The following is a 22009-nucleotide window of genomic DNA, read 5'->3' as shown; positions in this document are numbered from 1 at the left end:
TGTCAGTTAAGCGCTTTTCGCTTGCCATGCCTAACCACCCTACGACGATCGCGCGCGGTTTTCGTAGGGTGCGCACTGATACGCAGCGAAGGTATTTCAGATGGTGGCGCCCATTGAGAGCCGGTAATGGAGGTTAACCTGTTCGATGGTGGGCTGCTGGTTAATCTTCTTCAGCACAATCTCCGTCGCCACTTTTCCCATTTCAAAACGCGGCGTGATCACGCTGGCAAGGCGCGGTGTGGTTGCCTGGCCAATATCCAACCCGTGGAATCCTGCAATCGCCATCGCCTGCGGCACGGCAATGCCTGCGGCCTGGCACTCCTGTAAGACGCCTACTGCCAAATCGTCATTCGTGCAAAGAATGGCATCCATTTCTGGATAGAGCTGGCGCGCCAGCGTCATCATGCCGGTGCCAATCGAGACCGAAGAGACTTTATTCGGCACAATGCGCCCCGCCGGGAATCCTGCGGCTTCAACCGCATCACGATAGCCCGCATAGCGCTGCTCATCACGGCGATCGGACATCGAACCAAAATAGATGACGCGTTGCTTGCCGCTGGCCAGCAGCATCGAGGTCATGTCATAGCCTGCGCGATAGTTATCAAACCCGACGTTGATGCGGCCGCTCGCCTCTGTCAGCCCCATGACTTCGGCCACAGGGATGTTAGCGGCATTGAGGTACTTTTCGGCGCGGACAGTGTGGACTGACTCGGTGAGAATCAGCCCTTTGATATTGAAGGCGAGTACGGTGGCAATCTGTTCCTCTTCGCGCTGCGCATTGTAGTCATAGTTGACCACCAGCGTCTGATAGCCCTGCGCACTGGTGACGGATTCGATACCGGCCAGTAAATCTGCAAAGATTTGGTTGTTGAATGAGGGAATGAGCACACCTATGCGCGGCTGACTCTGCTTCGCCGTTGCGGCGTTTGCGGGATCGGGGACATAACCGATTTCGGCAATCACACTGGCGATTTTCTCCGCCGTTTCCGTTTTGACCTTTTCCGGGGTACGAAGATAGCGGCTCACCGTCATTTTGGTGACCCCCGCCAGGGTAGCAATATCGTCCAGAGTGATGCGCTGCGTTTTCATTGCGACGTCCGCAAAGATGGCCTGTCAATCAACGTATTATGCCCTTAGCCGACTAAAAAATGAAACGAGCAGGCAACATTCCTCAGAGCGATAAGCAATTGTCAATTATCAGAATAAAAATTTCATACTAATAAAAATAAAAACAAGAATCGCGACATCAACTAAATAGAAAATGATAAAAAACCCCTATTTTCAGCCAAATATGGCCCTGGCTTTGTTATCGTTAACCGCAATTTTCGCAACCTCCCTCACACTTCTTGGAAAAAATGATCCAAAAACCATCATTTAGAACATATATTCCAATGTGATGACCTTGAGTGAATAACGCTGAACATCGATAACCTACACCACTCCTCTTTCTGAACACGTAGCGTTCAGGCCGTAGAGACAAGGGGCTATAACAATGGATACCAGGCAAAATCGCTATAACATGAAGTATGTCATTCTCTGCTGTACCGTCGCGGCTTTTGGCGGGCTGTTGATGGGATATGACTCCTCTATCATTTCCGGTGCAATCGAACCCTTAAGTGAGTATTTCCAACTGTCGCCCGCTGAAACCGGCTGGGCCGTCTCGAACATCCTGCTGGGCAGCTTAGTCGGCTGCTTTGTTGCTCCGCGTCTCAGTGACAAACTAGGACGTAAAAAATCCCTCGCTATCACTGCCCTACTGTTTACCGTGTCAGTAATTGGTACTGCTATCGCGCATAATTTCACGGTGTTTGTGATTTTTCGCATTATTGGTGGGTTGGCGATTGGCTTGGCATCGGTGATTTCACCGATTTACCTGGCTGAGCTTTCACCGTCGAAGTTTCGCGGTCGTACCACAGCACTTTATGCGGTGTGCTGCGTCGGCGGGCAATCTGTGGTATTGCTGACCAACTACTTCATCACCAAATCAACGCTCCCCGATGTGATGATTAATATGGGCTGGCGTTACATTCTGGCTACTGCACTGGTGCCGTGCGCACTCTTCATCTTCTTCATCGCCTTTATCCCGGAATCACCGCGTTGGAACGTGCTGAAGGGTAAATACGATGAAGCGCTGGATACGCTGACCAAAATCTCCAACCGTGAGCATGCCGAGAGCGTGTTCAATGAAATTAAACATTCGTTCTCAGACAAAATTGCGCAGCAACATAAGTCACGTCTGCGTCTGGATAAAACCACGATCCCGCTGTTGGTCATCGGTATTGGTTTGGCCGTGGGCAACCAAATCAGCGGCATCAACGTAATTCAGTATTTCGGTCCTACATTGCTAAAGAACGTGGCGGGCAGTACGGATTCCGCGCTGCTACAAACCTTCTGGCTCTCTATTTGTCAGTTCATCGGTGTGCTGGCAGGCATGGTGCTGATCGATAAAGTGGGGCGTCGTAAGCTGCTCTTACTGGGTGCCATCACCTCCTGCGTTTGCCTGGCGTATTCGTTTATTGCCTTCTTCTATCATCTTCCGGGCATGCTGGCGGTGGTGGGGCTGTTTGCTTACATGATTTTCTTCGGCATGACCTGGGGCCAGATCGTCTGGACGGTACTGGGCGAGATTTTCCCGACGGAGATTCGTTCGATTTGTGTTGGGATCTCAATCTGTGCGATGTCACTGGCGAACTTCGTGATCAGCAGCACCTTCCCGATCATGAACAGCAGCGCCCTGCTACTGGATCTGTTCCACGGTGGCTTCCCACTGCTGTTGTTCGCGATTTTCTCACTGGGGATGTACTTCTTTACCTTCCGTTATCTGCCGGAAACCGCAGGTGTGTCACTGGAGAAAATCCACGGTCTGGTGCTGGAGAAGTTTAACGTTGAAGCGGAGTTGCCGCAGAGCACCACCAGTACGAAGGCTAGCGAGTCATTTGATATTCCAAGGCATTGACAGTGTGACTATTGCGTAGGGTTCGCCCTACGCGATAGCACGCTCATATTGCTCGACGACCGCCAGCGCCAAACCGTTGGCGGGATCGATACGCTGCGGCAGAAAATGCAGCTGAGTATGCGTGAAGGTAAAGGCTAAGGTGCTGGCTTGGGCGGTCTGTTGCACAGCCTGTACAAACGCAGGATGGCTATTCCACGGCCCATCAATGATGATGCTGGCGGGATTCACGAGCTGCATCAGCGGGCTGAGTGCAGAACCCAAATGCTGTCCGGTTGACGTCATCACCTCATTGACGATCTGCGGTTCACTGGCAGCGTTTTGCCAGCGCAGCCCAGATTTACGTTGGCCCAGTTGCTGTTGAACAGCCGGCTTGCTCACCAGTGTTTCCAGGCACCCTAATCGACCGCAGCTGCAACGCATACCCTGTGGCTGCACTTGCATATGACCAATTTCACCCGCAGTCCAACTGCTGCCGACGAGGACTTCCCCCTGTTCCACCAGCGCCCCCCCGACACCTTCACCAATACGCAGATAGAAATGGCTTTGCGATTTATTCAGGTCGAGTTGCTGTACAGAAAGCAAAGCAGCGGCTTTCACGTTGTGCATGATACGCAGCGGCAGCGCGGTGGCATTTTTTAGTGGCGTAAGAACATCCACATCCTGCCAGCCAAGATGGGCCGAAAAATGCACCCAGCCACGCTGAGGATCGATGATACCAGGGAAGCCAACGGCGATACCTAACAACTCGGGATGCGCGGCATGCAAGGTCTGGCACACTTCCACCAACTCCGGCAGCAGCAGTGCGGGATCGGCGGTGTTCGTATTCCAGGTTTGCTCGGCAATCACCTGTGAGAAGTAATCACAAACGCGCCAGTGAATCGCGTTGCGCTCCACCATGATGCCCGCACTTTTCAACTTCTCCGCACGCAGCGTAATTTCAATTTTTGGTCGACCGGCGGCAGCCACACTCACCGGGCCAAGTTCGTTAATCAGCCCCTGCTCAAGTAAATCATCCACGATCAGGGAAACGGTGTTTTTACTCAGTTCGAGCGCGAGCGCCAAATCCTGGCGGGAGGTAATACGAGTGGCACGCAATTGCGTCATCACGCGTTTGAGGTTGTTGAGTCGAAGTAATGCTGGGCCTTTACCGGCTGCTTTCATCGCACGCTCACCTGTCTCAATACTCATCGCCGCGCACGCGGCTGCGGTAGCTTTCCCAGTCGAAGCGCACCCACAAACTGGTGCCGAGACGCATACGGTCCATCACGCGTTCGCCCAGCAGCGCATTCATCCCTGCTGGGTCAAGGTTCGATAACATCCCCGTCGGCCGTTTCGACGAGGAACGGCGATCGACAATCTGGTTAATGATCACCTTTTCATAGCGCGATTCGCTTTGCATGCCGATCTCGTCGATCACCAGCAGATCAACATGACTGAGATCCTGCAACAGGCGCTCTTCGGTAAGATCACTGCCGCCACTGAAGGTGCCTTTCATGCTCGACATCAAATCAGCCACGGTCACAATCAGTACGCTTTTGCCACGAAGAATGAGGTCATTGCCAATCGCCGCAGCAAGGTGGTTTTTACCCGTGCCCGGACGGCCAGAAAAAACGAAGCTGGCAATGCTGCTGTCAAAACCGGCGGCATATTCGCGGGCTAAGGCGAGGGCTTTGCGTTGGCCATCATTCTCCACCCGATAGTTGTCGAACGAGCAGTTCATGTGCAATTCACGAATGCCGGAGCGACCCATGATGCGTTGCATCTTCATGGCACGGTTTTCTCGCACAATGGCTTCGGAGCGTAAACGGCCCTGCTCCTGATTCCACGCCAGCAGCTCCTCACCGTTCTTGAATTTCGGCTGTACATCCGCTGGCATAAATTTTTTCAGGCGACTGAAAAGATCGTTGGGCGTTTTCATTATTCACCTCGGAATCCATCGGGAATATCGTAATCGGTTTTGCTGACTTGCGTCACATCACGCTTAGGCTGTCCGCCGTTGGCCGCGCGGTTCATCTGCACGCTGCGCGCCAGTTTCTGTTGCCACTGAACATGGTGGAACAGTCGACCTTCGGCCTGCCAGTAAGCAACAAAAGTGGCTAACTCGGCGGCGGTGACGGGCTCACTCAATGCAACACCCCAAATGGCGGCCTGACGCTGAAAATCGTTATCCGGCTGCCAACCGGAATACATGGCGAATTTCCCGACCGGCGTGGCAATAGGCGCTACCTCGCTGTGGAACAGGCTGTCATCTAAGGTGACATCATTCGGTTGCTGCGCGGCCGCTTCCAGCGCCAGCAATTGTGCCAGCCGCTGTGGCGTGAGCGCATAAAATGCCGGCGCATTGTTGTGCAAAACCGCCAGCACGCCGTTATCGGCCTGCTGCAACACGGCAAGCGGATCCTGGCAAAAGCCATCCAGCCCCACCAGCGTTGAAGATAAGATTTTAACTGACATGAAGAAACCTGACGTTGACCAACCCGGAGCGCCGATAGGTTAGGCGCTAAGCGGTCAGTGTACCTTTTTTAATGCGGCGGATCGCGCAGGAATTAGAAGCTGGCGCTGACGCCGAGACTATAGATAAATTGTTCTCCGCTGATAACGGCTCCAGTTTGGGAAAAGGAGGCAAAGGCCGCCATATTTTGCCCTATGGGTACGTTGGCGCCTACGCTCACATCCATCCAGCGGCTTTCATGGTTGATCTCTTCCGGGCGATCCCGCGTGGCGGCAGGGCTATCGTAATTCAATTGATGACTATAGCTAACCTGTGCCCAAGGCGAAATCCAGCCAAGCGTGGAATCAACCCGCCAACCCAGCGAGGCAATATGACCGGCGTTATTACCATCAACAAATTCGCACTTGGGGCAGCTCATCATCGAATCATCCACGGCAAACTGCGCCACCGGCCCCGTACGCAGCGTCTCGCTCATCGGCATCTGCCAACCTGCCGAATAACGGTTGGCGAACGGGGCATTCCCCACGCTGGCCGTTTCATTGTGTAGCACCATGACACCCTCATCGGGTGAGTTGAGCGCTGCATCCATCAGGCTAATATCACGATCTTCTGTCAGCATCAGGCGATTGCTGGATATTTTTTCAGCCAGTATCGCGTTGTAATCTGCCACATTATCGCCGCTGGCCTGGCCCCAGGCGCTAGCGGGCATGGCCATAAACAACAGCCAAAAACCGCCAAAAGCCAGCATGAGAATGTGCTGGCCTGTCCGCTGACTTTTCTGCAACATGAAAGACTCCTGACGAGCCAGAAAGGGATTGGGCGTTAAGGTTATGTCTACCCTAAATCATTTGCGCTGTACGCTGAGTCCTCTCAGTGACCGAGGCGAGCACACGCAGCTGCAGCACAAAGAATGACAGGTATATTATCGGCACCCATTGATTAACTATTAATCTATTCTGCTCTACGTCAAGGGATTAACTGTTTTTTCCTCATGCTAAGGGAGTGATGCAATGCAACGTTGTGGCTGGGTAACACAGGATCCGCTCTATCTGGCGTACCACGATAACGAGTGGGGCGTACCGCAAACCGATAAGCGTGCCTTATTTGAGATGCTGTGCCTTGAGGGGCAACAGGCCGGGTTATCGTGGATTACCGTATTGAAGAAACGAGAAAACTATCGCCGCGCTTTCCATGAATTTGATCCCGATGCCGTCGCGCTGATGGATGAAGCTGACCTGCAACGCCTGCTGCAGGACAGCGGGATTATTCGCCATCGCGGCAAGCTGGAGGCCATCATCCATAACGCCCGCGCGATGTTAGCGCTGGAAGCCGAAGGCGAGGACTTTTCGCGCTTTATCTGGTCATTTGTCGATAATCAGCCGATTTTGCATCGTTATGCCGATTACAAAGAAGCACCGACCACCTCTGAGCCCGCTATCGCGCTGTCGAAGGCATTGAAGAAGCGTGGTTTTAAATTCGTCGGCCCGACAACATGCCACTCATTTTTGCAGGCCTGCGGCCTGATTAACGATCATCAAACCAGCTGTTTCTGTCATCCCGATAATCTTTAAAGCAATTCTTTACACTTTAAGACTCACCCTCACGCATTTCCCCATTATTGAACGGCATAATGGTGCCGTTTTGGGGCATTTTCCCCGTAAAAAATTGTGAGGGATTTCCAATGAATAAGCGTGTTTTAGCGCTGGCCTTGTTAGTGAGTGGCAGCGTCGCGCTGTCGGGTTGTACCACCAATCCTTACACCGGCGAATCGCAAGCGGGTAAATCCGGTATTGGTGCTGGCCTGGGCGCGGTGCTGGGTGCCGGCGTCGGCATGTTGTCATCATCGAAAAAAGATCGCGGTAAGGGTGCGCTAATTGGCGCCGCATCAGGTGCTGCACTGGGTGGTGGCGTGGGCTATTACATGGATGTACAGGAAGCAAAACTGCGCGACAAAATGCGCGGTACTGGCGTCAGCGTGACGCGCCAGGGCGACAATATCGTGCTGAATATGCCGAATAATGTGACGTTCGACTCCAATAGCAGCAACCTGAAACCGGCAGGCGCCAACACGCTGACCGGCGTGGCGATGGTGCTTAAAGAGTACCCGAAAACCGCCGTGAATGTGGTGGGCTTCACCGACAGCACCGGTACGCGCGCACTGAATATGCGCCTGTCGCAGCAACGTGCGGAAAGCGTGGCCAGCGGCCTGATCCTGCAAGGCGTGGCGCAAAACCGCCTGCGCACTCAGGGCATGGGACCGGACAATCCGATTGCCAGCAACACCACCGAGGCGGGTAAAGCACAAAACCGTCGCGTAGAGATTACGCTGAGCCCGTTGAGCTAACCCGTTGATTGCCGGTCTGCCTCTGCAGATCGGCTTTTCAGCGCTTTTTTACGCCATTTTTGACACTATTTGGACGAGAAATCGCTCATTAAAGGGCAACCGATAGAGCCGAAGAATACTTTATGCTAGCGTGATCAAAAATTGATCAATGGAAGTTAACATCATGTCGCTTAAAGCCATTGCCGCCGCCCTCGGCCTCTCTGTCACCACCGTGAGTCGTGCGCTAAATGGTTATGATGATGTTGCTGCTGCAACACGTAAGCGCATAGAAGATGAGGCCACTTTACGCGGGTATCGCCCTAATGACGCCGCGCGGCGTTTGAAGACGGGGCGCGCGAATACCATTGGCCTGGTTTTTCCCGTCAGTACGGCTTCCCTAAACGATAGCTACTACAGCGAGATGCTGCAGACGCTTGATCTCCGCCTCGCTCAACATGAAATCGACTTGGTTATATTGCCGGACAAACCGCAGGACCAGCATCGAACATTGATGCGTATGCTGCGCAGCGGCGCGCTTGATGCGCTGATTCTCACCCACACCATGCCACATGATGCCCGTCTGGAACGCTTGCAGCAGAAGGGGTTTCGCTTTCTTACGCTCGGTCGCAGTCAGTTACCGCAGCCCTATGCTTGGTTTGACTACGACAACTATGCAGGAACTCTGTTAGCCGCTGAACACTGCCTGCAACAAGGGTTGACGCGTGTTGCTTATCTCGGTGGCGATGAGCCTTGCACCTACATCCTCGACAGGCGTCAAGGGTTCGTCGACGCGCTCATGCAGCACTCTCCTTCGATTGCCCCCACCATGTTGGCCGCATTGCCGATGACACGACGTTCTGGCTATCAGCAAACTCAGTTATGGCTGGCACAGGATATCGCACCGCAGGCGATCGTGACCGATTGTGCGCCACTGGGGGAAGGCGCGGCGATTGCGCTTCAGCAGGCCGGACGCTTGAGCGGTCCGCACGCAATCCCGCTTTATGTTTATGATGGCTTGCCGCACGACACCATTATTGAAGATCCGGTCAATGCCATTCTGCAACTATCACAACAGCGCATTGGCGAGTGCGTGGCAGAGATGGTGCTGCAACTGCTGGAGGGAGCGCCCCTTGATACGCTACAAACACTGTGGCAACCGACACTACGCCTCACTTCTGATGCACAATGATTGCGTGACGCTCGCGCTGTGATAGTCTTCGCCTGATTCAATTATTCAGGTGTACGCAATGAAAACCAGGCCGCCACGAGCCACAATCAGTGACGTTGCCCGCACGGCAAAAACCGGTAAAACCAGCGTTTCCCGCTATCTTAATGGCGAAGTAAACCTGCTCTCGCCCGATCTTAAAGCCCGCATTGAACAGGCCATCGCCGATCTCGATTATCGTCCCAGCCAGATGGCGCGCGGTCTGAAACGCGGGCGCACACGCCTGATCGGCCTGATTATTGCTGATATCACCAATCCTTATTCCGTCGATGTGTTGAGCGGTATTGAAGCGGCCTGCCGCGCGCAGGGTTTTACCTTGCTGATGTGTAACACCAATAACGAAGTCGACCGTGAGCAATATTATCTGCAACTGCTCAGCAGTTATCAGGTCGAGGGAATTGTGGTGAATGCGGTTGGTATGCACGAAGAGGTGCTCAAGCGCTTACAACAGTCGATGCTGCCAATGGTACTGATTGACCGTAAAATCCCCGACTTCGCCTGCGATGTGGTGGGGCTGAATAACCCGGAAGCCTCACGAATTGCCACGCAGCACCTGCTGGATAATGGCTACGAAGCCCTGCTGTTCCTCAGTGAACCTTTGGGTAGCGTCAACACCCGTCGTGAACGCCTTGGCGCTTTCTATGACACCAGCAAAACACGTGCAAACGTGGTGGCGGAAAATGCCGAAATCCCCCTGCACCAGCCAGAGCAATTGGAAAAAATCCTGCGCGAGTTCCAGCAGCGCCATAGTGACAAGCACTGCGCAGTGATGGCCGCCAACGGCGCACTGACGTTGCAAGTCGCCCGGGCTTTGCAGCGACTCGACCTGCACTGGGGAGAAACCATTGGCCTGCTGGGGTTTGATGAGCTGGAGTGGGCAGCATTAGCAGGCGTAGGCATCACCACGCTGAAACAGCCCACATGGCAAATTGGCTATGCGGCGTTGGAGCAGGTCATTGCCCGCATTGATGGCAATGAACAACCGATCAGCGAGCAAGTTTTTTCCGGTGAATTGATTGTGCGCGGCTCCAGCCAGCCGCTGCGCTAACCCCTCTTTCTCTGGCTCACTTCGTGAGCAGGATCATAAATCCACATTCTGCGGCTTTTCTTTGGAACCGGTTCCAATTAGGTTTTTATCATCACCGAATGATTGTAGGTGCGCAAACTGGCGTACCTGACAAAAGGAGAAACAAGAATGGCAAGCCCAGAAATCATCGTCACCGCCGCTGCCTATGGCGCACAGAAAGTTGCCGAGCTAGGTGGCCAAACCGCACTCCTCCCACTGATCAAAGCCGCGGGGGCTGATGGCGTTGAAATCCGCCGTGAACTGTTTAGCGAAGACGATTTGCTCAGGTTACATACACTAAATAAAGCCATTGCGCAGCAGCAGCTCAGCGCCAGCTACTCCGTGCCAGAAGCATTATGGCTGGCAGATGGCGCGCTCAATCCGCGCCTGGCGCAATTCCTGTTGGAAGCGGAGCAGATTGGCGCAAAACGTTTGAAAATCGCCCTTGGCCATTTCGTTGATCTCTCCGATCGCCAACTGGCCGAGATGCTCAGCGCATCGCCCGTGACACTGGTGGTTGAAAACGATCAAAAGCCCGACAGCAAGCTGGCACCGATGCTGAACTTCTTCCACCGCGCCTGTGATGCGGCCTTGCCGCTGGACATGACGTTCGACATGGGCAACTGGCAGTGGACGGGAGAAGACGCGCTGCAGGCTGCCGCTCAGCTCAGCCGTTACGTCAGCTACATTCATGTTAAGGCGGCCGTGCCGCATGGCGAGACCTTCCGCGCTATTGCGCTGGATGAGACCGATGGCAGCTGGCGTGCGTTGCTCAGCGCCCTGCCGAAAGATGCGCCGCGTGGCATTGAATTTCCGCTGGAAGGTGCGGATCTGCTGGCGGTAACACGCCACTATGTTGATGTGCTGCGTGCGCTTTAAGGACTCTATTATGAAGCAGCTGGATGTCGTGACCATTGGCGAAGCGATGGCAATGTTCATCGCACAGCAGGCTGGCGATCTCGCGTCGGCAGAGCATTTCGTAAAACGTATTGCGGGTGCGGAACTCAATGTGGCGATTGGCCTGGCACGACTCGGCTTACAGGTGGGTTGGGTTAGCCGGGTGGGCGATGACAGCTTTGGTCGTTTCACCCTACAACAGCTGGCGAAGGAGCATGTCGACCATCACTGCGTCACCACCGATGCACGCTACCGCACCGGTTTTCAGCTTAAGTCACGCGTGGATGACGGTTCAGATCCTGAAGTGGAATATTTCCGTCAAGGCTCTGCCGCCAGCCACCTTTCGCCTGACGATTTCAACGCCGATTACTTCGGCAACGCGCGCCATCTGCATCTGAGTGGTGTCGCGGCTGCGATCTCTGACAGCTCGCTGGCGTTGACCCAGCACGCTGCAAAAGAGATGCGCGTGCGCGGTAAAACCATCTCCTTTGATCCTAACCTGCGCCCAGTGCTGTGGCGTAGCGAAGCGGAGATGCGTAAGCAGCTGAATTTACTGGCAGAATACGCAGATTGGGTGCTACCGGGTGAGAAAGAGGGCTTTATCCTGACCGGCTATCATCAGCCGGAAGCCATCGCGGACTTCTATCTGGATAAAGGCGTGCGCGCAGTGGTGATCAAAACCGGCTGCAACGGTGCCTGGTACAAAACCGCCGAGGGCGAAAAGGGCCAGGTCGCACCGATTCGAGTGGATAATGTGGTGGATACCGTCGGCGCGGGTGATGGCTTTGCGGTTGGGCTGATCAGCGCACTGCTGGAAGGAAAATCGTTGCCGCAGGCGATTCTGCGTGGCAACAAAATCGGTTCGCTGGCGATACAGGTCGCGGGCGACAGTGAAGGGCTGCCAACGCGCGCTGCGCTTGGTGATTATTAATCGTTACACCACATCGTAGCAGCGCGAGGTATTGCACGTGTCAGACGGCACTGTGCGCCTGATCTATGCGCGATAACTCGTGCCGCTACGGTGCCAAATCAATGTCATACAGCTGTCTCTACCAACAGATTATTTCGAGGCGCATCCATTGAATGTGCCCACCTCAAAACAGAGGAGTCACCCATGAAATCGCAGACAATCGCGCCAAAACGCTGGTGGTTTATCATGCCCATCGTGTTTATCACCTACAGTCTGGCGTATCTGGACCGGGCGAACTTTAGCTTCGCCTCTGCCGCAGGGATTAATGACGATCTCGGCATCACCAAAGGCATGTCATCGCTGCTGGGTGCCCTGTTCTTCCTTGGCTATTTCTTCTTCCAAATCCCCGGTGCGGTGTATGCCGAACGCCGCAGCGTGAAGAAGCTGATTTTCTGGTGCCTGATTTTATGGGGCGGCTGTGCCTCGTTAACGGGCGTGGTGAGCAATATCCCGATGCTGGCCGCCATACGTTTTGTGCTCGGTGTGGTAGAAGCCGCCGTCATGCCCGCGATGCTGATTTACATCAGCAACTGGTTCACCAAGTCCGAGCGTTCACGCGCCAATACTTTCCTGATCCTTGGCAATCCGGTGACGGTGCTGTGGATGTCGGTGGTGTCGGGCTATTTGATCAACGCCTTCGGCTGGCGAGAGATGTTCATCTTCGAGGGCATTCCAGCCGTGATTTGGGCGGTGGCCTGGTGGTTCCTGGTACAGGATAAGCCTGCGCAGGCCAAATGGATGAGCGACGAAGAGAAATCCGCCCTGCAGGCCCAGTTGCAGAAGGAACAGGAAGGGATCAAAGCGGTACGTAACTATGGCGAAGCCTTCCGCAATCGCAACGTGATCATTCTGTGCATGCAATATTTTGCCTGGAGCATTGGCGTTTACGGATTTGTGCTGTGGCTGCCTTCGATTTTGCGAAACGGTACGCAGATGGGTATGGTGGAAGCGGGTTGGCTTTCAGCGGTGCCCTACCTGGTCGCGACCATCGCGATGATTGTCGTCTCCTGGGCCTCCGATAAAACGCAGAACCGTAAGTTGTTCGTCTGGCCGTTGCTGCTGATTGGCGCGTTAGCGTTTCTCGGATCGTACTTGGTCGGGTCCAGCAACTTCTGGCTATCCTATGCACTGCTGGTGATTGCGGGGGGTGCGATGTATGCGCCTTACGGTCCGTTTTTCGCCCTGATTACTGAAATGCTGCCGCGCAATGTTGCGGGCGGTGCCATGGCGTTGATCAACAGCATGGGCGCACTCGGTTCCTTCATCGGATCGTGGATTGTAGGCTATCTTAATGGCGCAACCGGCAGCCCTGCCGCCTCCTACATTTTCATGGGGGCCGCGTTGCTGGTGTCGGTGTGGCTGACGTTAATCGTCAAGCCAGCGGAGAATAAGACATCACCGATTCATGGGGCGAAGCACGCCTGAAAGCGTAAAAAATGACATTTCCGGGCGGCTCTGGTCGCCCGTCACACGTTCTACAGGGAGCAAAAGATGAAACCTGCTGTGATTCTGTATAAGAGCCTGCCAGATGATCTGCGCGCTAAACTGGATGCCCATTTTACCGTCACTGAAGTGCAAAACATTGCGCCAGAAACCATTAAACAGCATGCGGCACAGTTTGCTGAAGCACAGGGTCTGTTGGGTTCGGGTGGCAAAGTGAATGGCGATCTGCTGGCTGCCATGCCAGCACTGCGTGTCTGTTCCACCGTGTCAGTAGGCTACGACAACTTTGACGTTGATGCGCTCAATCAGCGCAAAGTGCTGCTGATGCACACGCCGACGGTTCTGACTGAAACCGTTGCTGACACCATGATGTCGCTGGTACTGAGTACCGCGCGTCGTGTTACCGAGCTGGATAAGTGGGTTAAGGCGGGCGAGTGGAAGAAGAGCATCGGGCCAGAATATTACGGCGTGGATGTTCATCACAAAACCCTCGGTATCCTCGGCATGGGTCGCATCGGCCTGGCGCTGGCACAGCGTGCGCACTTCGGTTTCGGTATGAATATTCTCTATAACGCACGTCGCCAACATGAAGAGGCGGAAACCCGCTTCGGCGCGCGCGCCTGCGATGTGGAAACCCTGCTGAAAGAGAGCGACTTTGTGTGTATCAGCCTGCCGCTGACCGAGCAGACGCACCATATGATTGGTGCAGCACAGCTCAAGATGATGAAGTCCAGCGCGATTCTGATTAATGCTGGCCGTGGTCCCGTGGTCGATCAAGAGGCGCTGACCGCCGCACTGAAAGACGGCACCATCCATGCTGCCGGTCTGGACGTGTTTGAAGTGGAGCCAGTCCCCGCCGAGGCAGAAATCCTCACGCTGCCAAACGTGGTCGCCCTGCCGCACATCGGTTCAGCGACCCATGAAACTCGCTACGGTATGGCGCGTGATGCAGTGGATAACCTGATCGCTGCATTGAGCGGTAAGGTGGAAAAAAACTGCGTTAACCCGCAGATTCAGGCGTAAGCTTGCTGCTTTAACCATTGCGCCTGCCCCCGGTGGGCGCTATGGTGGTCTCCCCCTGCTCACAATGTTTTAACTTCTTATGTCCTTTTCTCAGTTCGGCGACAAATTTACTCAACACTCCGGCATCTCACGTCTGATGGAAGACATGGGTGAAGGCCTGCGCACGCCAGGTACCATTATGCTGGGTGGCGGAAACCCGGCGCAGATCCCGGCCATCAATGACTACTTCAACCAGTTACTGCTGCAGATGCATCAGGACGGCAAACTGAGCGAAGCGCTGTGTAATTATGACGGTCCGCGTGGCAAAGCGCTGCTGCTGGATGCGCTGGCGAAGATGCTGCGTGAAGAGTTGGGCTGGCCAGTCTCCGCACAGAACATTGCGCTCACCAATGGTAGCCAGAGTGCGTTCTTCTATCTGTTTAACCTGTTCGCCGGTCGCCGCGCGGATGGCAGTAAAAAGCGCGTGCTGTTCCCCTTAGCGCCGGAATATCTTGGCTACGCGGATGCAGGGTTAGAAGAGGATCTGTTCGTTTCTGCCAAGCCGAACATTGAGCTGTTGCCTGAAGGCCAGTTCAAGTATCACGTTGATTTTGATCACCTGCCGCTGAATGACGATGTGGGTCTGATTTGCGTGTCACGCCCCACCAACCCCACCGGTAACGTGATCACCGATGATGAGTTGATGCAGCTGGATGCACTGGCACAGCAACATGGCGTGCCTCTGTTGATCGACAACGCCTACGGTGTTCCCTTCCCTGGCATTATCTTTAGCGAAGCGCGTCCACTGTGGAACCCAAACACCATCTTGTGCATGAGTTTGTCGAAACTCGGCCTGCCTGGTGCACGTTGCGGCATTATCGTCGCCGATGAGAACACCATCAGTGCCATTGGCAACATGAATGGGATTATTAGCTTAGCGCCAGGCAGTATTGGGCCCGCCATCGCGACCGAAATGATTGTACGCGGCGATTTGCTGCGTCTGTCGGAAGAGGTGATCAAACCGTTCTATCAGGCCAAGGTGAGCGAGACGATTGCGATTCTGCGCCGCTATCTGCCAGAAGACCGCTGTCTGATTCATAAACCCGAAGGCGCGATTTTCCTCTGGCTGTGGTTCCGTGACCTGCCAATCAGCACTGAAGCACTTTATCAACGTCTGAAAGCGCGCGGTGTACTGATGGTGCCGGGCCACTTCTTCTTCCCCGGCCTGGAACAGGAATCGCCGCATACGCATCAGTGCATGCGCATGAACTATGTACCGGATGCGGAGCAGATTGAACGCGCGGTGCAGATATTGGCGGAAGAGCTGGAGAAGATTGGCTAAACCGATCTTTTAATAACGCCTCTCGAATAAGGTTCGGAGGCGTTAATTGATTATTTATTATTGTACCAGTCGTAAAAGCGGAACAGGCTTGAATAAAAAGCATAGGCTCCGATCAACATGAATAGCCATGCCACAACCCCTTTCCAGCCGGGATTATTCACCGGAACATAGGGCGATGATTCATGCGACAGAGCAAAAAAAGTCCAAATCCACAATGCGCTAATAATGATTCCACGTGTAGGGATATCCTTTCCAAAAATCTTCATTACTTATCCTTTTCATCTATTCCATAGATCTAATAATAAACCAAGCCAAACAAGAATAAATTAGCGATTCCAGTAACTGGTAGCGAATAATAAGATGAACCGCCGACATTTATTTAACTTTGTGAACCGCTTCCAAATAATCGCTATTTATTCGCCACTAACGATAATTGACACCACTGCGCCAGCTGTTTTATCGCTTCCTCCACTTCCGCATTCCAGCCAAAACCGGCATTCAAGCGGAAACAGTGATCGTAGCGGTGATCGGTAGCAAAGATATGCCCCGGCGCGATGCCAATTCCCGCGTTACGCGCCTTCAGAAACAGTGCGCGCACGTTCAATGCCTGCATTGGCATCTCCACCCACAGCACGTAACCACCTTCTGGCTCAGACACACGCGTGCCCGCCGGGAAATAGCGCAACACCGCCTGGCGCATATGGTGGATCTGATTCTTGAGCTCACGACGCAATTTGCGTAGATGCGCATCGTAACCGCCGCTGCGCAGCAGTTCGGCAATGGCTGCCTGCGACAACACCGACGTACCCATGCTGGTGGTGTATTTCAGCGAGGCGATTTTGCGCATGTAATTGCTGCTGTGCACCCAGCCAATGCGGATGCCGGGCGCTACCGTTTTCGAAAAACCACTGCACAGAATGGCATTCGGGCTGAACGCGCGCATCGGGAAGGGCCGGCGATCGCCAAACGCCGTATCACCAAAGATATCGTCCTCAATGATCACCACATCGTTCTCATCCGCTTGACGTGCAATGTACGCCTTCTGCTCGTTGGGAATGCTTTTTCCCAGCGGATTGTTGATGTTGTTGATGGTGAGGTAAGCCTGCACGGCTTTGCGTTGGAACAGGGCGGTGAGTTTGGTGACGTTGACGTAGCCCTCTGGCCCAGCTTCCACTTCAATCACGCGCAGGTTGAGGTTATGCAGCATCTGTAGCAGCACGAAGTAGCAGGGCGATTCCACTGCTACGATATCACCGGGACGCGTGGTCGCCCGCAGTGCGAGTGAAATCGCTTCAATACAGCCGTTGGTGATCAGGATGTCATCAGCGCTGATATTGCAGCCATAATCCACCGCACGGCGTGCAATCTCAGCTTTGAGCGGCGCATAGCCCGTACCTTTCACGGTGTTACCCAGCAGCGCCGGTTTGCTGTAACCCATCTGGCGCATCAACAGGCCAATTTTCTTGACCGGATAAAGCGAGATATCACCGTTCGCCAGATCCAGCCGCACTCGACAATCGGAACCGAGCATCGCCAAATGCAGTTCTGTTTGCTCATCCAGCGGCGCCACTTCACGCGGCTGCTCGCTATTGATCGTGGCGGGTAACACCTTCTCTATCTGACGCGACGCGACAAAAAAACCGGACTTGGGACGCGCCACGGCATAGTGCTCATCCTCCAGCGTGCGTAATGTTTTCAGCGCAGTGGTCATACTGACACTGTACTGCGTCGCCAGCGTGCGCACCGAAGGTAAACGGCTATCGGGCGGCAGCGATCCGCTGTGAATCGCTTGTTTTATCTGCTCTGCGATCTGACGGTAGCGACTACTCTGACTCTCCTGTTCACGCGTTCCATCCGTCATCTGTTCCACCCCATATCGTGCTGATCTGTGCGTATCCATCAGATTACATTCAAAGTACTTTAGGCTGCATCAGTTAATTCAGCCTCAGACATTCATTCCGTTGCACCTTCGTGGCCCATTTTCCCGACAGTTGCCGCCAGCAAGGCAGCTGCGATTTTATTAGCCAAAGGATGAAGTGAAAAATGAATAATCTGTCCACCATGATGAGAGAAATTGAAGGCTATCTCACCCCTGCAATTATCGATTCTGCTCAACGCTGTTCTCAACGTTTACTGGCCGCCCTACCCGACAGCGAAAACCCTGCGAACAACCGTGTCCTGCTCGCTTATGGCGGTGGCAAAGACAGCAGCTATATGGTGGCGTATGTACGCTACATCCAGGGGCTGATTTGGCAGCAGCACGGCAGCACCTTCCAACTGCGCATCAGTACCAACCGCCACGCGGCGATGAACAGCAGTGTGATGGAGAATATTGATCGCGTGTACCGCGCTTTGCAGATTCACAACGATGACTTTACCGAATGCCTGGTGACCGACGGCCTGCAAATCCGCCACTTCGATCGCCACCTGCCGATGCCCGACAGCGTGCGCCAACAAAATCGCAACGATGTGCTGATGAATGGTCACCGCTTCCGGGCGGATGCGCGATCGACCTTTTGCAACGCCTGCAACCTCAGCATGGTCAACTCCTTTGGCCTGGCTGCCCACTTTGAGGGTGGTGTTGATGTGATCATCACGGGTGATTCACCACAGGAACAAACCGCCTATCTGGCCTGGGCTCGCCATCTCTCCCGCCTGTTTAATGCCCCTGTGGCCGATAAATCACGCGGCTTTAGCGGTTTCCTGCAAACGCTGGATGGCGTGGCGGAACGCTACTTTGCCGACATTTATGGTGCCGATCAGGTCACCCCGGCGCACCGCATCACCTGGCAGCTGGAGCGTGATCCGCTGTTCTTCAATATCTATCAGGACACCGCCTATGAAGCCGGTGCGCACTGGGCGTTACTGACCGAATTCATGCACTTCCGCTTCGATGAGCTGATGTTCAGCTTCTCTGAATCGGACTGTGGCAACCCGACGTTAATGGCACATATTCGCGGTCTGCGTGCGGAGACGCTGATGCAGCGCAGCTACGCCGAAGGCATTCGCGAATATGTGCGCTTTGCCCTCGGCCTGATGGAGCAGAAAGATTTTCCACCCCAGCTGATAGCGGAAATGGCTGCGCGTTATCAGGACGATGCCGCAATTGACAGGGCGCGCCAGCGTGCAGCGGAGTTTGCCGAGCAGGCGTTTGGCCTAAATGAAGCACAGCTGGTGTGCATGATCTACTCGCCGTTTATCGCGCAGGGCCATCAGCTTAACGCCTGGCTAAAACAGTTAAACGAGGCACCCGATGAGCAGTCGATTCGAGCGCTACTGCGCGGTGACAGCGATGACGTGCTACTGGCTCAACAGTTAGAGCAACTTTCCGGCCTGACAGTCGCGCAGCTGCGTCAATGCTGGCGCAGCGCGCAAGTCAGTTCACTGCTGGATGGAACGCGTGGCGATGCGCTATCACGCGTACTGCGTTTTGATCCACATAAGGCCGTGATTCAGGTCAATAACGGTGCCTTGCAAGACATCGTCACTGAAGTGATCTCCGGGCGCTAACCCGGTAAGGCGACGCGATGAGAAAGATTTTCCTGCAGATTGGCGCCACCCGTGACGGGCAAAATCCGTACTGTGCGGTGGCAAAACGTGAGGGCTATTTTACCGTGCTGGCGGAGATGGGCGACTTTGTCGACTATCAAAGCTTAAGCATTCAGCTGCCGTTCGATCTGATTGTGCGTCTCGATCGCCCGGAAAATCCGTGGGATGTGTTACAAGCCTGTCTGCGCGCGGGCTTACTGGAACATCCTCAGGTGGTGCTGGCAGGCTTTGAAGCCTACAACGCCAGCGCCGGTCGCGTACGCGAACTGCTGGCCGGGCCGGATGCCGGACCTTGCTTTATTCCGCCGGATAAGTACGCACAGCGCATGGCCTTGCGTAAAGCCTGGCCACGCTTTCCCCAGCCGGAGTTCCGCTTCTTTGCCTCGCCGCTTAGCATCCGAGATGCGCGCAATGCGCTGCTCTATCCGTGCGTGATCAAACCGGTTGATGGCGGTGGGGGGCTGGGTATCTGGCTGGTGGAAGAGGCCAGCCAGTTGGATGCGGTGATCGCCAAACTGGTGGACACCGTAAACTATGGCGGACGCGGCTTTAGTGGCTTTATTGTCGAAAGCTGGCTCGCGGGTGATGAATACTCGCTACAGGGTGTCGTGGATAACGGCCATGCGATGGCGCTGACCTGCTGCCAGAAGGTGATCGAGCACCATATCGACAGTGACGGCTGTATCAGCTTCTACGAATCTGGCCATGTGGCAACGTCAGCACAGCATCTGCCGGCCGCGTTTGCCAGCCTGATGAATTTCTGTTGTGAAACATTAGGTTATCGTCAGGGCGCATTTCACATCGATTTTATTATGGTGAACGGTGAACCGCACTTCCTGGAAATGGGCTTCCGCTTATCAGGCATGGGGGTGGTGAATCTGGTACAGGAAGTCACCGGCATCAACTGGGCCGATGTGGCGTTTCAGATTGAAGCGGGGAAAGGCTTGCCTCGGCTACACTTCTCGCCGCAATCCCAAGCCATTGGGCGCTTGCGTCTGCGTCAGCGTTTGCAGCATGACGCCGCAGAGCGCTGGATCGCGCAGCACCAGCGCGGCCAACTGCTGCCGCCACTCAATCTGCCGACGTTTGAGGTATCACCGCGATCCTCACTCTATTCCGACCTTACTCGCCATGCCGGGATTCTCGCTACCTTCCGCCTCGCCGCTGACAGCCGTGACGAGGTGCTGGCGGTGTTCCATCACATCCTCGACGTTCCCGCTTTGGTTTCACGGAGAGATTTACTATGTGCAGAATGATTCTGGCACACGGCCAGTTTGATGCCGCGGCGGTGCTCGATGCCGCACGCGCCATGAGTTGTGGCGAAACCGCCACGCATGAGGGGCCAATCAAGCAACATCCTAACGGCTGGGGATGTTTGTGGCGGGAACAGGGGCATATTCGCACCCTGCACGGCACAGGCACTTTCGCCGATGCGTTGCCCGGCATTGATGTGGACCGCCTGCGCCACAGTCGTTTTTTGGCGGTACATGTACGCCACGCTACGCTCAGCAAAAATCAGGGTATCGAGTTTTCCCATCCGCTATGGCGCACCAGCGGTGCAACGCAGTGGTACATGATGCACAACGGTTTTTTGCCCACTGTGTACGCACAATTAGGGATGGCCGAGTCGCGTTTCGACTCTGCCGAATATCTGGAATATATCGTTGACCAAGCCACCCCCGCTGATTTCACGCGTGATTATCTGCGTGAAAAAATGGCCCGTGTGGCACCGGGCGGCAGTGCCGCCAATGCCATTTTTGTGACGCGCGATAAGGCTTGGGCGTGGCAGTGGCATCCCGATGACACCCCTTATCCCAACTATTTCACGCTGCACCGTCTGCATAACAACAGCACCACTATTATCTCTTCTGAACCTATTACAGCACTGGGCACGGCGTCTGACTGGCACCGTATGAACAACCATGAACTTCATGAATTTCCATTTGGGGAGTGATCAGCATGGCCATTTTCAATCAGATACGCGTTATCAATCCTAAGATGTTTGTCGAAAGTGCCTGGCTGGATGACATTGTCACAGCGCGCGTACCGCTGCTGGTGCTGCGCAATTTTCTGACGCCTGAAGTGCGCGAAGCAGTGGTCAATGATTTGCAACAGTGCCGCCAAGAGGTGCGCGTCTCGCACTACCCTAACGGGGCACTGACCACTCTCGGCCCCTATTTGGCCAAGCACACCCGCGCGCCAGAAAATTATTTCACCGAACTGCGTGATATTCAGCCTGCGTTGCCCCCTTCGCTGCACTGCCTACGCGATCAGGTCTACAACTGGGTGAAACACTCTCTGCGTCTGGAGAGCCTGCAAACGGCCAGGGAGCCAGAGTTGGGCGATTACGCCGGTTCGATTGTACGCTTTCACGCTAATGGCGTTGCCAACCCACTGCATAACGACAACATCGTGCGCGATGCCGCTGGCAGTGGTTTGGCCGTGACCAACATCCTGCATCAACTGAGCTGCGTGGTCTGCTTGCAAGAGTGCGATGCAGGTGGTGAGCTGCGCATCTTCAATAAGAAGTGGGAGCCGATTGATGAGCGCTTCAAAACGCCGGGTGAACTTGGATATCAAACCGGCGTGATTGAGCAAAGCGAGGCATGTGAGTTCTCCCCCCGCAGCGGCGATATCTATCTGTTTAATCCTGCTTTTTATCACGAGATTGATCGCGTGGAAGGCGACACGCGCATCACTATGGGCTTTTTCTTTGGCCTGACCGACAAAAAAATGAAGCACGCCATTGCCTGGAGCTAATCCCAGGCCTTCGACGAGGAGATC

At 54.6% G+C, this 22009-nt stretch carries 21 protein-coding genes; 14 read left to right on the top strand and 7 right to left on the bottom strand.

All coding sequences use genetic code 11. The annotated features are described in order from the left end of the window. Positions 1–96 precede the first annotated feature (96 nt). Positions 97–1089 (bottom strand): LacI family DNA-binding transcriptional regulator, encoded by a 993-nt coding sequence (locus F3J38_RS19370; RefSeq protein WP_167141065.1) that lies wholly within the window; start codon positions 1087–1089, stop codon positions 97–99. A gap of 403 nt (positions 1090–1492) precedes the next feature. Between F3J38_RS19370 and F3J38_RS19365 the strand changes: the two genes are divergently transcribed. Further along, a complete protein-coding gene (locus F3J38_RS19365) occupies positions 1493–2956 on the top strand; it encodes a sugar porter family MFS transporter (RefSeq protein ID WP_167141063.1) in 1464 nt (487 codons plus the stop codon). Positions 2957–2983: 27 nt separating this feature from the next. Here the strand turns inward: F3J38_RS19365 and F3J38_RS19360 are convergent, their stop codons facing one another. From F3J38_RS19360 to F3J38_RS19345, 4 genes are all read right to left on the bottom strand, one after another. After that, entirely contained in the window at positions 2984–4117 is a 1134-nt protein-coding gene (locus F3J38_RS19360; protein ID WP_167141338.1) for an ROK family protein, read from the bottom strand. Between the two features lie 16 nt (positions 4118–4133). After that, positions 4134–4874, bottom strand: a complete 741-nt coding sequence (gene dnaC / locus F3J38_RS19355) for a replicative helicase loader DnaC (protein ID WP_167141061.1) — start codon at positions 4872–4874, stop codon at positions 4134–4136. Then, positions 4874–5410, bottom strand: coding sequence for a primosomal protein DnaT (gene dnaT / locus F3J38_RS19350; RefSeq protein WP_167141059.1), 537 nt, complete (start codon positions 5408–5410; stop codon positions 4874–4876). The genes dnaC and dnaT overlap by 1 nt, the downstream gene beginning before the upstream one ends. 92 nt (positions 5411–5502) lie before the next feature. Beyond that, entirely contained in the window at positions 5503–6195 is a 693-nt protein-coding gene (locus F3J38_RS19345) for an autotransporter (RefSeq protein ID WP_167141057.1), read from the bottom strand. Positions 6196–6418: 223 nt separating this feature from the next. On the opposite strand from F3J38_RS19345, the gene F3J38_RS19340 reads away from it, so the two are divergent. From F3J38_RS19340 to F3J38_RS19300, 9 genes are all read left to right on the top strand, one after another. After that, complete coding sequence (locus F3J38_RS19340; RefSeq protein WP_167141055.1) at positions 6419–6979, top strand: DNA-3-methyladenine glycosylase I; 561 nt, start codon at positions 6419–6421, stop codon at positions 6977–6979. A gap of 110 nt (positions 6980–7089) precedes the next feature. Further along, the gene (locus F3J38_RS19335) at positions 7090–7752 is read left to right on the top strand and encodes an OmpA family lipoprotein (protein WP_167141053.1); all 663 of its coding nucleotides are present in this window, start codon (positions 7090–7092) and stop codon (positions 7750–7752) included. A 163-nt stretch (positions 7753–7915) separates the two neighbouring features. Further along, on the top strand, positions 7916–8920 hold the full coding sequence (locus tag F3J38_RS19330) for a LacI family DNA-binding transcriptional regulator (RefSeq protein WP_167141051.1): 1005 nt from the start codon (positions 7916–7918) through the stop codon (positions 8918–8920). Positions 8921–8978: 58 nt separating this feature from the next. Further along, positions 8979–10004 carry a LacI family DNA-binding transcriptional regulator gene (locus F3J38_RS19325; RefSeq protein WP_167141049.1) on the top strand — a complete coding sequence of 342 codons (1026 nt, stop codon included), beginning with the start codon at positions 8979–8981 and terminating at the stop codon, positions 10002–10004. 147 nt (positions 10005–10151) lie between these two features. Beyond that, positions 10152–10901: a sugar phosphate isomerase/epimerase family protein gene (locus tag F3J38_RS19320; RefSeq protein WP_167141047.1), complete on the top strand. Its 750-nt coding sequence runs from the start codon at positions 10152–10154 to the stop codon at positions 10899–10901. Positions 10902–10911: 10 nt separating this feature from the next. Next, positions 10912–11850: a sugar kinase gene (locus tag F3J38_RS19315; protein WP_167141045.1), complete on the top strand. Its 939-nt coding sequence runs from the start codon at positions 10912–10914 to the stop codon at positions 11848–11850. 183 nt (positions 11851–12033) lie between these two features. Further along, entirely contained in the window at positions 12034–13314 is a 1281-nt protein-coding gene (locus tag F3J38_RS19310; RefSeq protein WP_167141043.1) for an MFS transporter, read from the top strand. A 66-nt stretch (positions 13315–13380) separates the two neighbouring features. Then, on the top strand, positions 13381–14355 hold the full coding sequence (gene ghrB / locus F3J38_RS19305; protein ID WP_167141041.1) for a glyoxylate/hydroxypyruvate reductase GhrB: 975 nt from the start codon (positions 13381–13383) through the stop codon (positions 14353–14355). Positions 14356–14434: 79 nt separating this feature from the next. Next, positions 14435–15676 carry a valine--pyruvate transaminase gene (locus F3J38_RS19300; RefSeq protein WP_167141039.1) on the top strand — a complete coding sequence of 414 codons (1242 nt, stop codon included), beginning with the start codon at positions 14435–14437 and terminating at the stop codon, positions 15674–15676. 50 nt (positions 15677–15726) lie between these two features. Here F3J38_RS19300 and F3J38_RS19295 read toward each other — a convergent pair whose 3' ends face one another. Next, positions 15727–15942, bottom strand: a complete 216-nt coding sequence (locus tag F3J38_RS19295) for a hypothetical protein (protein ID WP_084932900.1) — start codon at positions 15940–15942, stop codon at positions 15727–15729. Positions 15943–16085: 143 nt separating this feature from the next. Further along, a complete protein-coding gene (locus tag F3J38_RS19290) occupies positions 16086–17537 on the bottom strand; it encodes an aminotransferase-like domain-containing protein (protein WP_167141037.1) in 1452 nt (483 codons plus the stop codon). Positions 17538–17719: 182 nt separating this feature from the next. On the opposite strand from F3J38_RS19290, the gene F3J38_RS19285 reads away from it, so the two are divergent. The 4 genes from F3J38_RS19285 to F3J38_RS19270 are packed head-to-tail and all read left to right on the top strand — an operon-like array spanning position 17720 to position 21985. Further along, positions 17720–19186 (top strand): hypothetical protein, encoded by a 1467-nt coding sequence (locus F3J38_RS19285; RefSeq protein ID WP_167141036.1) that lies wholly within the window; start codon positions 17720–17722, stop codon positions 19184–19186. Between the two features lie 17 nt (positions 19187–19203). Beyond that, complete coding sequence (locus F3J38_RS19280; RefSeq protein WP_167141035.1) at positions 19204–20481, top strand: ATP-grasp domain-containing protein; 1278 nt, start codon at positions 19204–19206, stop codon at positions 20479–20481. Further along, positions 20469–21179: a class II glutamine amidotransferase gene (locus F3J38_RS19275; protein ID WP_167141033.1), complete on the top strand. Its 711-nt coding sequence runs from the start codon at positions 20469–20471 to the stop codon at positions 21177–21179. Before F3J38_RS19280 ends, F3J38_RS19275 begins: the two co-directional genes overlap by 13 nt. A gap of 5 nt (positions 21180–21184) precedes the next feature. Next, positions 21185–21985 carry a 2OG-Fe(II)-dependent halogenase WelO5 family protein gene (locus F3J38_RS19270; protein ID WP_167141032.1) on the top strand — a complete coding sequence of 267 codons (801 nt, stop codon included), beginning with the start codon at positions 21185–21187 and terminating at the stop codon, positions 21983–21985. Positions 21986–22009: the final 24 nt, after the last annotated feature.

Origin of the sequence: Candidatus Pantoea formicae (genome assembly GCF_011752625.1) — a bacterium.
Lineage (GTDB): Bacteria > Pseudomonadota > Gammaproteobacteria > Enterobacterales > Enterobacteriaceae > Pantoea > Pantoea formicae.
Note: the sequence above shows the minus strand (reverse complement) of the source record. Positions and strands in the feature narration are given on the sequence as shown.

Excerpts from the sequence above, each read along its gene's own strand:
- F3J38_RS19370 (WP_167141065.1), bottom strand. The coding sequence starts at position 1,089 with ATGAAAACGCAGCGCATCACTCTGGACGATATTGCTACCCTGGCGGGG.
- F3J38_RS19365 (WP_167141063.1), top strand. The coding sequence starts at position 1,493 with ATGGATACCAGGCAAAATCGCTATAACATGAAGTATGTCATTCTCTGC.
- F3J38_RS19360 (WP_167141338.1), bottom strand. The coding sequence starts at position 4,117 with ATGAAAGCAGCCGGTAAAGGCCCAGCATTACTTCGACTCAACAACCTC.
- dnaC (WP_167141061.1), bottom strand. The coding sequence starts at position 4,874 with ATGAAAACGCCCAACGATCTTTTCAGTCGCCTGAAAAAATTTATGCCA.
- dnaT (WP_167141059.1), bottom strand. The coding sequence starts at position 5,410 with ATGTCAGTTAAAATCTTATCTTCAACGCTGGTGGGGCTGGATGGCTTT.
- F3J38_RS19345 (WP_167141057.1), bottom strand. The coding sequence starts at position 6,195 with ATGTTGCAGAAAAGTCAGCGGACAGGCCAGCACATTCTCATGCTGGCT.
- F3J38_RS19340 (WP_167141055.1), top strand. The coding sequence starts at position 6,419 with ATGCAACGTTGTGGCTGGGTAACACAGGATCCGCTCTATCTGGCGTAC.
- F3J38_RS19335 (WP_167141053.1), top strand. The coding sequence starts at position 7,090 with ATGAATAAGCGTGTTTTAGCGCTGGCCTTGTTAGTGAGTGGCAGCGTC.
- F3J38_RS19330 (WP_167141051.1), top strand. The coding sequence starts at position 7,916 with ATGTCGCTTAAAGCCATTGCCGCCGCCCTCGGCCTCTCTGTCACCACC.
- F3J38_RS19325 (WP_167141049.1), top strand. The coding sequence starts at position 8,979 with ATGAAAACCAGGCCGCCACGAGCCACAATCAGTGACGTTGCCCGCACG.
- F3J38_RS19320 (WP_167141047.1), top strand. The coding sequence starts at position 10,152 with ATGGCAAGCCCAGAAATCATCGTCACCGCCGCTGCCTATGGCGCACAG.
- F3J38_RS19315 (WP_167141045.1), top strand. The coding sequence starts at position 10,912 with ATGAAGCAGCTGGATGTCGTGACCATTGGCGAAGCGATGGCAATGTTC.
- F3J38_RS19310 (WP_167141043.1), top strand. The coding sequence starts at position 12,034 with ATGAAATCGCAGACAATCGCGCCAAAACGCTGGTGGTTTATCATGCCC.
- ghrB (WP_167141041.1), top strand. The coding sequence starts at position 13,381 with ATGAAACCTGCTGTGATTCTGTATAAGAGCCTGCCAGATGATCTGCGC.
- F3J38_RS19300 (WP_167141039.1), top strand. The coding sequence starts at position 14,435 with ATGTCCTTTTCTCAGTTCGGCGACAAATTTACTCAACACTCCGGCATC.
- F3J38_RS19295 (WP_084932900.1), bottom strand. The coding sequence starts at position 15,942 with ATGAAGATTTTTGGAAAGGATATCCCTACACGTGGAATCATTATTAGC.
- F3J38_RS19290 (WP_167141037.1), bottom strand. The coding sequence starts at position 17,537 with ATGACGGATGGAACGCGTGAACAGGAGAGTCAGAGTAGTCGCTACCGT.
- F3J38_RS19285 (WP_167141036.1), top strand. The coding sequence starts at position 17,720 with ATGAATAATCTGTCCACCATGATGAGAGAAATTGAAGGCTATCTCACC.
- F3J38_RS19280 (WP_167141035.1), top strand. The coding sequence starts at position 19,204 with ATGAGAAAGATTTTCCTGCAGATTGGCGCCACCCGTGACGGGCAAAAT.
- F3J38_RS19275 (WP_167141033.1), top strand. The coding sequence starts at position 20,469 with ATGTGCAGAATGATTCTGGCACACGGCCAGTTTGATGCCGCGGCGGTG.
- F3J38_RS19270 (WP_167141032.1), top strand. The coding sequence starts at position 21,185 with ATGGCCATTTTCAATCAGATACGCGTTATCAATCCTAAGATGTTTGTC.